This window comes from Paenibacillus sp. ClWae2A, assembly GCF_032452295.1.
Taxonomy (GTDB): Bacteria; Bacillota; Bacilli; order Paenibacillales; family Paenibacillaceae; genus Paenibacillus.
The window spans coordinates 1-12,962 of record NZ_JAULSQ010000015.1; the positions used below are offsets into that span (position 1 = coordinate 1).

Here is a 12,962-nt window from a genome sequence, read left to right on the forward strand (position 1 = left end):
AAGTGTTTTTTTGACATTCGCTTGACCACCGCTCGTTTTTTTATTCATTGTACACAAAAAGACCCTACAAGATGACCTTTTTTAAAGTGTCCATCTTATAGGGTACATTTTATTCTGGGGTAAGTCCTTCTTTATTTGTTCCCGGGCAAGTGGGGGGAAAGTGAACAAGGATACGGTAATTGTGCAATAGGGTTTACAATAGTGGATCGCTTTTACACAACAGGAAAGGCTGATATTACGCGTTATCGCGGAATATCAGCCCCTTAGAGTCATTAAAATTAATGATCGAATGATTAATTTTCTTTAGATGCCAGCCGGTACATCACTGCCCAGATCCAGCCATGTTATTTCAGCAGGAGTCAGCGTGATGCGGGAACCTTCGTCACAGGACAGCAGCTCCGCCTGATTCTGAGCACCGATCAGGGCACAGGTTGGGAACGTCTGATTCAATACATAAGCGAGTGCAATCTGAATGGGTGATGTTTTCTTCGAATTAGCCAATTGTTCAGCCCGACGCAACCGTTCCCAGTTGCCATCACTGTAGAATACACGCACCAGATCTTCGTTATCCAGAACTTCAGGTGTGAATCTTCCAGTGAAGAAACCACGCGCTTGGGAGGACCAGGATAGCAATGGTAGTTTGGTTTGCTCATGCCATGCGAGCGTCTCTGCATCTGCTGACACACAGCCTTCCCAGAAAGGTTCGTTTGCCTTGGCGAGACTGAGATTTGGGCTGCTGAATGTGAAGCCCTTCAGGCCATTTGCCGCAGCATATGCATTGGCTTCCTCGAGCCGCTGCCAGGTCCAGTTGGAGGCGCCAATTGCGCCGATTTTACCGGATTCAATATGTTCGTTCAGTGCTTCAAGAATAACACTGACAGGGGTATTGGGATCATCGCGGTGCAAGGCATACATCTCTACGTGATCTGTCTGAAGACGTTCCAGACTTTCCATCAAGTCACTGCGGATGGCATCAGCGTTCACACGTGGTCCATTCTGGTCATGATGCGCGCCTTTGGTGAGAATGACGATCTGGTCGCGGTTACCACGTTCTTTCATGTAACGACCAAGGACTTCCTCACTCTGTCCACCACAATAGATATGTGCTGTATCTACAGTGTTACCGCCAATCGACAGAAAAGCATCCATGTTCGTAGCTGCTTTATCGTAGGCATTATGCACGAAATAATCGGTTCCTTTAATCAATCTGGAGATACGTTTACCTGCACCAGCAATTTCGATATATTCCATAAGTCAGTTCATCCTCTCAATTATAGTGTAATTCGTGTACGTTCTTCCGCTGAACGAAGGCAAGCTTCCAGTACTTTCATATTAGCTACCGCATCGGAAGGGGCGAAGCGCAGATCCTTGCCCTGAAGTACAGCACGTGCCATATCATCTCCCTGTAGAGAGTAGTGGTTCACTTGCGGGACTTCAATCTCTCTGCGTTCACCACCAGCCGTTACATAGAAGTTGGAACTGCGGTCCTGTCCGCTGATAAATGCCGAAGGGACTTCAATAATCCCGTCGGATCCCAATACCTCCAGCGTGTTGCGGAAAGCTGCCCACATGCTGCTGTCAAACGTCACGCCAACGTGATTATCGAATTCCAGCAGTCCGGAAGCCATCATATCGACCTGATCATGCTGTGGGGAGAACATGCCAATAACGGTAACTGCACTTGGTTCTTGACCAAGCAGCAGACGTGCTACGCTGATGGAATAACATCCGATATCATACAGTGCACCTCCGCCCCAATCCCGCCGAAAGCGGACATTGCCGGATGCATTGGAGTTATTAAATGAAAATGTGCTGTGCATACCACGGATCTCACCAATCTCACCGCTGGCAATGATATCTCGGATCTGCTCATATCGTGGATGATGGCGGTACATGAATGCTTCAGCCAGATGCACACCTGCATCTGCACAAGCTTGAACCATCTCCTGAGCTTCCTGTTCTGTCAGAGCCAGTGGTTTTTCGCACAAAATATGTTTGCCTGCTTCAGCAGCCCGGATCGTCCATTCCCGATGTAGATGATTCGGCAGTGGGATATATACGGCATCAATGGAATCATCAGCGAGCAAAGCTTCATAACTGCCATAAGCCTTGTCGATCCCAAGTTGTTCGGCCGTCTGTTTGGCTTTATCTTCGTCTCGACTGGCAATCGCGGTTACTTCATTCAAATCGGATTGCTGCAGGCCTGGAATGACGGATTCCACAGCAATGCTAGCGCTACCAAGAATGCCCCAACGCAATTTTTGAACTGAATTCATGTGTTGTATCCTCCTGTGTATAAATGTATATTGTGATTATAAAGAATAGACCAATGAATTAAAATGATAATATATTGAAGTTAGTTAACACAATATTGTTGATCAAGGAGAACCGGCTATGATGAGACAAACCGTATTGCTTACCCTGCAGGATATTCCATATTTTTGTTATCCCGAATCCGTTGGACATTATATGGACCACGTCCAGCATTCCGTGTTGCGGGAGGCAGGTGCACTGAACAATTTTAATATTCACTATGTCGCTTCGGGCAAGGGATATGTGGAGGTGGACGGGGTGGTGCATGAGCTTCGCGCAGGTCAGGCCGTACTCTATTTCCCGCAGCAGCGACAGCATTATTATAGTAGTGAAGATGATCCGTGGGATGTACGATGGGTTCATTTTTACGGTGAACGTCTGCATGATTATATGATCGAGCGGGGGTTACATCGCAATCTATTATGGACACTGCGGCAACGCAGCTCTTGGGAAGAGGCTCATCTGGCCTTGCTGACTGAAGCGGAACAGAACACGATGCTGCGTCCGGCTCAGCTATCCACACTGACCTATGCTGTACTCGCCGAGTTCGTGCAGCATGCGGTACCTTTAAAGAGCACACGTACTACAAGTAAGGCGGAGAGTCGGGTTCTTGCACTTCTTCCACAGATGCAGCAAGAGGCCTGTCAACCTTTCCTGTTACAGGACTGGGCGGATCTTGCAGGGGTGAGTTCGTATTACTTTTGTAAAATGTTCAAGAGTGCTGTGGAGATGACGCCTATGGAGTTTATCACTCGTTCACGACTACAGATGGCGAAGCAATGGTTACTCGAACGGCCTACGGCCAACATTGGACAAATCGCGGAGGAAGCGGGGTATCCCAATGCCAGTTATTTTAACCGCCAGTTTATGGCTCATGAGGGGATGACCCCTACGGATTACCGCGGATTGTATCACAATTAACCCCGTATCCTTTCGATGTTGCCAGCACTTGAGGTATAGTGGTTTGACAGAGAGCTTAATCAAGTCTATTATGGATAAATTAAATCCGTATATAATGAGGTGCCCTCATGAAATATTCAAAAGCGACAAATTATGCTTTGCATACGATGCTTCATCTTGTAAGTACTGCCCCCGAACAGCTGGTTAGTGTACACCAACTTGCAGAATTGCAGAAGGTGTCACCAACGTATCTGTCCAAAATTTTGACCAAATTGGTTAAGGCGGGCATGATCGAATCGACTTCTGGTGCCAATGGTGGCTACCGGCTTAGTCGTAAAAATCCTGATCCTTCTTTCCTGGAGATCATTCATGCGATTGAAGGTCAGGCGTCCCTGTTCGAATGTAGTCAGAATCATAACGCAGGCTGTTTGATCCAGCAGGTGATGGTGCAGGCGGAAGAAGAGATGGAAAGTTTTTTGAACAATAAAAAAATGTCAGAACTGGCTTCCCAGATGAAGGGTGCACATTCCCTGTAACTTGCACTAGAAGTGAAGTTTCGATGGACGTGGTTAACTCGTCTGCCACATAGGTATATCCAGATCTTTCCCCAACCTCGCGAGAGGTAAGGAAAGATTTTTTTGTATCGTTGTACCTAATAGAAGCCGAATGGTACAATAAGGAAGGTATAGTATGCATACATACATGATCCAAATCTTACATCACATTTTACATCTCTGGAGGGACAACACATGAGCCAATCAACGATCACAGGACTGGAACAATTGCTCGCGCTGGAAAACATTCGGAACACCAAGGCGCGCTATTGCCGCTATATTGATACAAAACAGTGGGATACCTTGGGTGATGTGTTTGCTCCGGATGCAGTGGCCGATTTCAGCACAGAAGGTAATCCAATTCCGGTATTAACAGGCCGTGATACAATCGTACAAGTATTCCGTGATCTGGTGGATGTTGCCGTAACCGTGCATCATGTTCATAGCGCCGAAGTTGAATTTGTATCTGAGAACGAAGCAAAGGTCATCTCCCCAATGGAAGATTGGGTAACGTTCCCGGAGGGCAATGAAAACAAATCCTTCCACGGATTTGGACACTACCATGAGACTTTTGTCAAAATCGAAGGCCAGTGGTACATCAAACATACAAGTCTGAAACGTCTTCGTTTGGACCTGTTTGAATAGTATAATCAGTGTAGAAGAATAGAGAAGTTGGTCAACCATAAAATAATAGCCCCGAGGAGCGTGATGAACGCGTCCTTGGGGCTGTTTGGTGTTTGTGGGAGAGGGGAGCTGACACATGTACAGAAAAATGGGATAGAAAAAAAGTCAGGTCCAGAACCCGAAGGTCCCTTCCTGACTTCTTTTGGTTAAATATGATGTTAGATCCGGCTACTTGTTTCCGTGACTTTCCGTGACTGCATTCTCAGATACACCTGAGAGAAAATAACGGATGCCAGTGCAACTACGGTCATACCCCAGAAAATATTGGTGTACGCTGAGGACAGTGGCATGTTTTGCATCGCAGTCAACGCTACGCCAGTAACAGCAACACTGAAGGCACCGCTGAAGAACTGACTGAGTTGGAACAGCCCCATACCTGCGCCCACCTGATCCATGGTCAGATTGCCAGACAATTCATTGGACACGCTGGTGGTTAGGGAAGAGAAGCCTACGCTGAGCAGGACATACACGGCCATGATGGCGTAGATGTTATTGTCTGCAAATAAGGCGAACAATCCGGCAGCAGCAAGTAGCAACCATGGTGCAAATTTCAACAGCAACGTATTGCCATGTCGGTCAATCATACGGCCGATTCGGTTGGACAGCAGCATGGATACGACTGCACCCGGGAAGATGACGAGTCCGGATTGAGCAGGTGTCAGTCCATATAAATGCGCCAAAATTTGAGGTAACAGGAACAACGTTGAGAAGTTATTAATGTACGATACAATACCTAGCGAGCTGAGCATCATATATTTTTTGTTTTTGAACAAAGCAGGTTGAACAAATGGATCTGCCGCGCGCCGAATTCGGAGCCAGAACAGAAGTAGTGCCGCAACACCGATAACAAGCGTGAACCACTGACGGGAAGTCAGAAATAACAGCACACCTGTAGTACCGATAGCAAGAAGCACAGCACCCAGCAGGTCAAATGAACCTTTTTGCGTTGTTTCCCGAGGAAGCAGTTTGAAGAATACAGGAATCAAGAATAACGTTAATCCCGTAACGATAAACAGATCATGCCATCCCAGAAACTGAGTAATACTTCCGCCGATGACGGGACCAAGTCCAAGCCCCAGTGAACTTGCTGACATGATGACCGCCATCGATTTACCCCGGCGATCATGTGGAATGTACCGGGTAATCAGCACGATGGCTAGCCCCGGAACCGAAGCAGCACCCGCAGCCTGAATCAGACGTGCAATAAGCAAAATGATGAAATGATTACTGAAGAACCCGAGAACGGATGCTGCACCAAGTAACGTAAGCCCGGTCGTGAATAATGTACGAATAGGTATGAAATCCGATAGACGTGAGAACGTAATCGAGGAAATGGCAAATACAATGGAATACCCTGTAACAATCCAAGAGGAAGCGACGGATGTAAGCATAAATTCGGCTGCAATTTTGGGCAGGGCCAGATTAAACATCATTGTATTCATAACAACGAGTACAACGGTAAAGCCAAGTAAGCCTACGATTAATCCTTCCTGTATTCCGGTCCGTTCCCCTGATGATGCGGTTGCGGTGTTGTTCATAAAAACCTCCTAAAGTGATGTGTATTTCGCAACATTTCAGAAACGGTGTGTAACATTTGCAAAATGTAGTATGATGTCAATCCCGTGCCTAACAGCAGGGGTTACATAACGAAATCATTAAAGTTCGATTGGTATCGAACATTAGAAATATATCATGGATCTGTGTTAAAATACAATGGATAGTCTGAAAAAAGGAGACTACAGTATGAAGATTTTACACCATCCACAAGTATCAGATATTGAACTTTCCTCCGTATTGTATGCACTAAGCGACCCGACCCGTCTTGGGATTGTTGCCGAGGCTGCCAGAAGTGGGGAGCAGCCATGCAGTCATTTTCATGCACCTGTTGTGAAGTCAACGATGTCGCACCACATTCGGACCCTGCGGGAAGCCGGAGTTATTCGGGTCAGAGTGCAGGGTACACAGCATTTTCTCACCCTGCGGTCCGAAGATCTGGAAACACGATTTCCAGGACTCTTGCAACCATTATTGCAGGCTGCCGCTCGGACGAGCACAGATCTTTCCTAAATGTTGTCCTTTCTTCAGGTCGAAGAGGGGACATTTTTATTTTCTAATACTTCGTGATCAATTGGGGACTTTTTGAAATACTTCTAATACTGATGCGACATTCTGTGTCGTACCAGGCCCTATATAATAACGGTGAACACACAAACCATATCGAAAAGAGGTTCACAACCATTGGCAAAAACTAAAAGAGGACGCGTCTTGTGGAGTCTTCCTTCCAGGGGCCGGGGAACATGCCCGGTGTGTAGCAGTACCCGAATTAAATTGTTGTATACGCAAACAAAAACAGACGGTACAAGTCTGAAAGTATGCAAGAAATGCTTCAAAGCCGTGCAATCCAGAGTGGATAAGGCACACGTATAACATAACCGGCCTGTTCTTCGGAACGGGCCATGTCTTTTGATATAATCGAATATATTAGGGATGGATGAGATGGGGGCGGGAAGATGAGTAACATGCATCGGATTCACTGGTTTGACGAACAGATTCGGGGTGGACGTTTTCCGAATAGCAGCTGGCTTGCCCGTGAGTTTGAAATCTCCCGTCGTCAGGCTCAGCGTGATATTGAATATATGGCAAGTTCCCTGCGAGCCCCTTTGATGTATATGGCAAAATATCGGGGCTATTGTTATGAAGATCAGACTTTTCGATTGCCCATTTGTATATGACCGAAGAAGAGCAACGTGTACTGAAATATCTTGCGCATCGATATCGACATTACGATTATGATCAAGCAGACGCGGTGAAACGTGTAGCACATTTGCTGGAGCGTTTTACGTTGGAGGAACAACAAATGGGAAGTAGCGAGCTTCCGGTATTTTCGGCGCAACCGAAGCAGCTGCAATTCTTTGAATTGTTGTCCCATGCCATAACTGAATTGTGCAGAGTACATATTCATTACAGGGATCACGATGGAGAACGGCAGTTTTCCTTGTGTCCATTGAAGATGATATCCCAGTTTAACGCCGATTACGTGGTGGGTTATGAAGCAGATCCTGTGCAGCAAGTGGCCATTCGCTTGGAAGGCATTGTTCATGTATCGATCTTGGATGAGAGATTTGAGTACAGGCCAGATGCTCTCCTAGGTGGATGGGAAGAACCACTGCCTGTGCGTAAACCGTTTGTAGCTGAGATTCGCTTGAAAGAATTGCAGCAAATGGACCTATGGCAAGGGTATCGTATCCAGGCTAGGCAAGATCAGATTTATTCAATTGAATTTTATGACACGGATGCTTTCTTGCAGCATTTGTTTATTAGCGAATGGGAGGAACTTTTGTCTCCTGAGTGGCTTAGACGCAAGCTTCAGCAAAGCGCAGAAGGGTTGATCCACAGGCTCGCGATACAACATAAGCAAAACGTGGAATAAACCGATGTAGAGAGGAGAAGGTACGTTCTTGGCTGAGAATATGTTAAATAACCTCATCATGAAGCGGGAGTCCAAATCGTACGTGGATAGTCTGCATGCGATACTCACCCATACGGGCCAGTTTCAAGATTCCAAGGTTGTACTTGCCGGATATACGGGCATGGCTTTCAAGCTGTCGGTGCATCGCCGACTACTTCCCATGTCGGTTACAGCGTATGGACAATGGGGGGAAGCACATCGTCCCGGAGTTGATAACGTGGGGATATTCACGATCTGGGATGGGGGACGTACACGTCATTCCACGTTTGGTTATTACCAGCAGGATGCAGTGAATTGGGTGAGACGTAGTATTGATGAAGGCACTGGTGTGATCTACTGGATTCCTGAGTTCGGTGTTATTCATGGATATGATGACAGTGACCGCATCTTTTATGTGCAAGACGGATGGAGCAAGAAACCGCAGATTTTGTTGTATGACAATTTCGGCTTAAACTTTACCGGATTTTGGTATTGTCAGGTGTTTGGTGAGCAGGTCCGTATCCCTGAACAACAGATGCTGCTGGAATCCCTGCGACTGGCGATTGAGGATTGGGATATTCCCTATCGTCTGCTGCCTGATCAGAATATTGCTTCAGGTAGAAAGGCATATGATGTGTGGGTGGAGGCCCTGCGGAGTGGGGATTTTGATGAGTCGGGTGCGGGTTATATTTTGGAATCTTTCTGCCATGCTAGAACGGAAATAAGGATGTATTTGCAGGATGTTCGAGGGATATGGAACGAACTGGACCAGGCTTATGCATGTTATGAACAGCTTGGGACGTTAATTGACCAAATGAAAGGATATATGGTTCAGCAGGAAAATAGACGTGTCTTGCGACCAGATACGACAGAAGATCTAGCACAGGTACTAGTGAAGGCAAAAGCATTGGAAGAGCAGGCTATTGATTATTTTCGAGTGATATCGAGGAAGTATCCTGACCGTAAACGGTCCACTGTACCACGGTGGGGGGCACATTCAGCACGATAGAATGAGGGAGGAAGGAGTGACGGATGATGGCAGCCAAAGTATTGCAGGACTTGATTCGCTTCCCGCAAGCCCCAACCTCTGCGGATGCACACCTATCATGGAACGGTGTGGGTTCGTATACAGATGCGATGTACCGCATTTTATTGCACACACAGTGGATGGATTTCCCGCGCCACATGATTGCAGGCATGACAGCAAGTGCATTCAGATTAGTGGTGGATCGGCGTCTGACCGCCGAATCTATCTCGGCATACAACTGGATGGCAGAGAACTTTGTGGCGGCTGATTTTCTTGGCGTAACAACGGGACAACATGGTGGATTCTCATTTGAACCGACTTTTCCGCTCTATCAGAAGCAGGCCGTGCTGGATATCAAAGCTTCCATTGACCGGGGCGTAGGTGCGATTCTCTGGCATGATCAATTTGTCATTGCTGCCGGATATGATGATGAGGAGCAGGTGCTGTTTATTGGAGAAAGTGAAGGACATGAAGTCATTCGTCTGCCCTATGATTCATTTGGCAGGAACAGTACGCCATACTGGTACTATCAGGTGCTGGAATCTCATGAATCTGTTGATCTATGGGAAGTTTGCAAGGAATCATTAATTCAGGCTGTATACAAATGGGAAACCCATGACTATATGCTGCCGTCCCAGGACTATGCCTGTGGAGCGGCTGCGTATACGGTTATGGCTGCTACTTTGCAGTCTGGAACATATGACACAGAACAAGCGGCAACTGTACTGCGCTATTATGCCAGATCAAGACTGGACATTGCCTCTTATGTTGCAGGGCTTGAGTACCTAACAGCTCGGATGGTTCATGTCATGCATGAGTATGCATTGCTCGCAGAACTGTATTCGGAGATTGTTGATGTAGTTAATGATTCAATCTCATGGAATACGAAGGAACCAGATTGTGTGCAAAGCGTGATTGAGCTTATCCGGAAGGCAGGCGCAACGGAACAACATGCCATTGATGCCATTAAACATGCATTTCCCGAGACAATAGCCAATCGGTTTGATAACGTCGGTTTAAGATAAATGGAGCATGATAGAGAAAATTGAAAAGTACAGCATGAATAAAACCGGAAGGGCCATGAGAGCCTACCCGGTTTTATTTGCTTGTCGGAATGTTGAACCGAGAAGATGTGTATATTTCATGTTTTACAAGAAAAAATAACCAAAATTTTAATTTTGGGGTAATCCAAACCCCCTATTGTTCCGAATATTATATTAGATGGTCTTTTTTGGATGATGGATATTTAAGGACAACAGGGGGCGGGAGTATGGTACATAATCCGGAAACCATTCAGGAATGTATCGAACATGCACGGCAAAGGCTCTACCAGATTGCAGCTCAATACCCGGAACTATGGCATCCAGAGGTTATTCGCCAATCCATGGTGCTGGATGAGTTAATTAATGAATATAACAACGCAACTCGCGGGAGCGCGAGCTCGAATCAACTGAAATCTTGACCTTATAGAATGAAGAAGAATCCCATGAAGGGATTCCGTGTGTTTGCCTTACTCTTTTACCGCCCCGAGCACAATTCCCTTTACGAAGAAACGCTGCAAGAACGGATATACGAGCAGGATTGGCAGAGCGCCAATAAAGATCTGGGCCGCGTTCACCGTACGTTGAGACATGTTCTGGAGCTGCGTTGCATCCACGTTCATGTTGGAGAAATCTTGCTGTACAATTATGGTCTGCATTAACGTAGCAAGTGGATATTTGGAAGCATCATTCATATAGATCAACCCGTCAAACCAGGAATTCCATTGACCTACCATGGTGAATAAGGAGATCGTGGCAATGGCGGGCATGGATACAGGCAGATAGATTTTGAACAGAGTTGTGATATGGTTGGCTCCATCAATGAATGCAGCTTCTTCCAGCTCTTTTGGCACGTTGCGGAAAAAGTTCATCATCAGAATCAGGTTCCAGACAGCCACCGCTCCTGGCAAAATGAGAGCCCACATTGTATTAATCAGCCCAAGCTTCTGGATCAAGATATAAGACGGAATTAATCCCCCGCTGAACAGCATGGTAAAGATGAAAAACCACGCGTATAACGAGCGCCCCTTGAAATGCAGACTCTCCTTGGATAAAGGATAAGCCGTCAGGAAGACAAGTGTCATACTGAGCAGTGTACCCAGTACCGTACGTTGGACTGAAATCCAGAGTGCACTCAGAAAGTTACTGTTACCAAATGTTTTGGTATAGGCGTCCACCGTAAAATCAATCGGCCAAAGTGTCACCAGATTGGCGGATGCTGCCGCTTTACCACTGAAGGAAACCGCCAGAATATGGACCAGCGGCAGGATGCACAGGATGGAGACGGCCGCGATGAATATCAGGTTGAAGCCATTGAATATACGGTACCCGGTTGTTTTGTGATACACCTTGATTCCTCCTTAATGCATTATGCTAACGCTTTAGAAAATACGATAATTGGCGATTTTGTACGCCATCCGGTACGCAGAGATGACCAAGAACATTGCGACAAATGATTTGAATAGTCCAACGGCGGTCGCAAAGCTCATTTTGCCATTCAGAATTCCCATCCGGTAGACAAAGGTATCGATAATATCGCCTTTCTCATATACCAGCGGATTGTACAGGTTAAAGATCTGGTCAAAGCCTGCATTCAGGATATTGCCCAGTGATAACGTACCTACCACGATAATCATCGGCACAAGTGCAGGCAGGGTAATATGTAGTGTCTGTCTGAGTCGTGTTGCCCCGTCCACCTCGGAAGCCTCATACAATGCCGGGTTAATGCCCGCAAGTGCTGCCAGAAATACAATTGTTCCGAATCCAAATTCCTTCCACACATCACTGACAACCACCGTTACACGGAACCAGTCACCATCTCCCAGAAAGAAGATCGGTTCAACACCAGCCGCGGCTAACACCTGGTTTACCAGCCCACCTTCCGGTGATAACATATCGAGCAGAATGCCGCCCAGGACAACCCAGGACAGGAAGTGGGGTAGGTATACCAAGGTCTGTGAGAAACGTTTGAACGTGGAGTTCCGAACTTCATTCAGCAAAATGGCAAACACCACGGGGGCCACAAGTCCGGCCACAATTTTCATCGAAGCGATCAGAACCGTATTCCAGATGACCTGAACGCTGTCGGGATATTCGAACATGAACCGGAAGTTGTCCCAGCCCACCCATTTGGAGCCAGTGAACCCCAGCCACGGTTTGAAGTCTTGAAAAGCAATAATAATGCCGCCCATGGGCACATAGGCGAACAGTAAAGTGAGCAGTACAGCAGGCAGCAGCATCAGATGCAGCGGCCATGTGCGTTTGAAATTCCAGCGGGTACGTTTGCGTGGATGGGGTGTCATTTTTCGCACCGGCGTATTGGTTGTTAACGGTTGTTCGATAGCCATCAGGGTCCCTCCTTTTTTCTCGTCCAGCACCGGCAACATGAGGCAAGCTAGCCTCTGCACAGAGTGGAGCAACTGAATTATAGCAATGGAAAAGGGCGGACTATAGAACAACATTTCAATGCGGATGTTGAAATATTAACTTGTTGATGGAAACGGCAAAAAGGAGCATCCGACTGTAAAGTCCAATGCCCCTGTCTTCAGGTTGTGCTCCTGCCATATGCTCTCTGCTTCCGATATGTCCTTCATGCTGAACGTGCCTATATCATTTCACAATGGACCCATCATACTGCGCATCAACGGTACGAAGCGCTGACTGCACCTCGGCCACCAGACGTTCCCGTTCTTCATAGAGAGGGGCTTCCTCTTCCTCAAAATCAAACTGAATCGCCCGAACACTGCCTGGAGATAAGGTTAATTCATGAAACTGTAACTCAAACAGGAACGAAGCATCAAATGCCATCCCATCCCGATCCCGATAACAATACATCGTGGAGATATCTTCCTCTTCAATGTGCAAAATGCCTTGTTCTGTCAGTTTCATCATAGGGCCCCCTCACGAAATGTTGATTCACTCCCAGTATAAGAGGATTTCCAGTCACAGGAAAGCGGGAGAACAAAAAATCATATAGAATTGTAAGGGCTTTCAAT

General features: G+C 46.7%; 16 protein-coding genes. 10 read left to right on the plus strand and 6 right to left on the minus strand.

The features are described 5' to 3' along the window. Nucleotides 1-303: 303 nt before the first annotated feature. Both QVE09_RS27510 and QVE09_RS27515 read right to left on the minus strand, forming a co-directional pair. Entirely contained in the window at nt 304-1,251 is a 948-nt protein-coding gene (locus QVE09_RS27510; protein WP_315939377.1) for an aldo/keto reductase, read from the minus strand. A 20-nt stretch (nt 1,252-1,271) separates the two neighbouring features. Next, nucleotides 1,272-2,276, minus strand: a complete 1,005-nt coding sequence (locus QVE09_RS27515; RefSeq protein WP_315939378.1) for a Gfo/Idh/MocA family protein — start codon at nt 2,274-2,276, stop codon at nt 1,272-1,274. Nucleotides 2,277-2,394: 118 nt separating this feature from the next. Here QVE09_RS27515 and QVE09_RS27520 point away from each other — a divergent pair, with 118 nt between their 5' ends. The 3 genes from QVE09_RS27520 to QVE09_RS27530 all read left to right on the plus strand — a co-directional run bounded on the left by QVE09_RS27520 (nt 2,395) and on the right by QVE09_RS27530 (nt 4,412). After that, nucleotides 2,395-3,234 carry an AraC family transcriptional regulator gene (locus QVE09_RS27520; protein ID WP_315939379.1) on the plus strand — a complete coding sequence of 280 codons (840 nt, stop codon included), beginning with the start codon at nt 2,395-2,397 and terminating at the stop codon, nt 3,232-3,234. A gap of 107 nt (nt 3,235-3,341) precedes the next feature. After that, nucleotides 3,342-3,749 carry an RrF2 family transcriptional regulator gene (locus QVE09_RS27525; protein WP_017692155.1) on the plus strand — a complete coding sequence of 136 codons (408 nt, stop codon included), beginning with the start codon at nt 3,342-3,344 and terminating at the stop codon, nt 3,747-3,749. Between the two features lie 213 nt (nt 3,750-3,962). Continuing rightward, nucleotides 3,963-4,412: a nuclear transport factor 2 family protein gene (locus QVE09_RS27530; protein WP_315939380.1), complete on the plus strand. Its 450-nt coding sequence runs from the start codon at nt 3,963-3,965 to the stop codon at nt 4,410-4,412. 197 nt (nt 4,413-4,609) lie between these two features. Here QVE09_RS27530 and QVE09_RS27535 read toward each other — a convergent pair whose 3' ends face one another. Next, nucleotides 4,610-5,989, minus strand: a complete 1,380-nt coding sequence (locus QVE09_RS27535) for an MFS transporter (protein ID WP_315939381.1) — start codon at nt 5,987-5,989, stop codon at nt 4,610-4,612. A 205-nt stretch (nt 5,990-6,194) separates the two neighbouring features. Between QVE09_RS27535 and QVE09_RS27540 the strand changes: the two genes are divergently transcribed. The 7 genes from QVE09_RS27540 to QVE09_RS27570 all read left to right on the plus strand — a co-directional run bounded on the left by QVE09_RS27540 (nt 6,195) and on the right by QVE09_RS27570 (nt 10,388). Then, nucleotides 6,195-6,518, plus strand: a complete 324-nt coding sequence (locus QVE09_RS27540; RefSeq protein WP_315939382.1) for an ArsR/SmtB family transcription factor — start codon at nt 6,195-6,197, stop codon at nt 6,516-6,518. A gap of 171 nt (nt 6,519-6,689) precedes the next feature. Beyond that, the gene (locus QVE09_RS27545) at nt 6,690-6,878 is read left to right on the plus strand and encodes a hypothetical protein (protein ID WP_074096524.1); all 189 of its coding nucleotides are present in this window, start codon (nt 6,690-6,692) and stop codon (nt 6,876-6,878) included. 83 nt (nt 6,879-6,961) lie between these two features. Next, nucleotides 6,962-7,183: a hypothetical protein gene (locus QVE09_RS27550; RefSeq protein WP_315939383.1), complete on the plus strand. Its 222-nt coding sequence runs from the start codon at nt 6,962-6,964 to the stop codon at nt 7,181-7,183. After that, nucleotides 7,180-7,881 carry a WYL domain-containing protein gene (locus QVE09_RS27555; protein ID WP_315939384.1) on the plus strand — a complete coding sequence of 234 codons (702 nt, stop codon included), beginning with the start codon at nt 7,180-7,182 and terminating at the stop codon, nt 7,879-7,881. The genes QVE09_RS27550 and QVE09_RS27555 overlap by 4 nt, the downstream gene beginning before the upstream one ends. Before the next feature lie 28 nt (nt 7,882-7,909). Further along, nucleotides 7,910-8,908, plus strand: coding sequence for a cysteine peptidase family C39 domain-containing protein (locus QVE09_RS27560; RefSeq protein ID WP_315939385.1), 999 nt, complete (start codon nt 7,910-7,912; stop codon nt 8,906-8,908). A 23-nt stretch (nt 8,909-8,931) separates the two neighbouring features. Continuing rightward, nucleotides 8,932-9,951 (plus strand): hypothetical protein, encoded by a 1,020-nt coding sequence (locus tag QVE09_RS27565; protein ID WP_315939386.1) that lies wholly within the window; start codon nt 8,932-8,934, stop codon nt 9,949-9,951. A 245-nt stretch (nt 9,952-10,196) separates the two neighbouring features. Further along, nucleotides 10,197-10,388, plus strand: coding sequence for an aspartyl-phosphate phosphatase Spo0E family protein (locus QVE09_RS27570; protein ID WP_315939387.1), 192 nt, complete (start codon nt 10,197-10,199; stop codon nt 10,386-10,388). 48 nt (nt 10,389-10,436) lie between these two features. Here QVE09_RS27570 and QVE09_RS27575 read toward each other — a convergent pair whose 3' ends face one another. From QVE09_RS27575 to QVE09_RS27585, 3 genes are all read right to left on the minus strand, one after another. Then, a complete protein-coding gene (locus tag QVE09_RS27575; RefSeq protein ID WP_017692164.1) occupies nt 10,437-11,315 on the minus strand; it encodes a carbohydrate ABC transporter permease in 879 nt (292 codons plus the stop codon). A 33-nt stretch (nt 11,316-11,348) separates the two neighbouring features. Then, on the minus strand, nt 11,349-12,269 hold the full coding sequence (locus QVE09_RS27580) for an ABC transporter permease (protein ID WP_036668173.1): 921 nt from the start codon (nt 12,267-12,269) through the stop codon (nt 11,349-11,351). A 307-nt stretch (nt 12,270-12,576) separates the two neighbouring features. Beyond that, nucleotides 12,577-12,855, minus strand: coding sequence for a hypothetical protein (locus QVE09_RS27585; protein ID WP_315939388.1), 279 nt, complete (start codon nt 12,853-12,855; stop codon nt 12,577-12,579). Between the last annotated feature and the right edge of the window lie 107 nt (nt 12,856-12,962).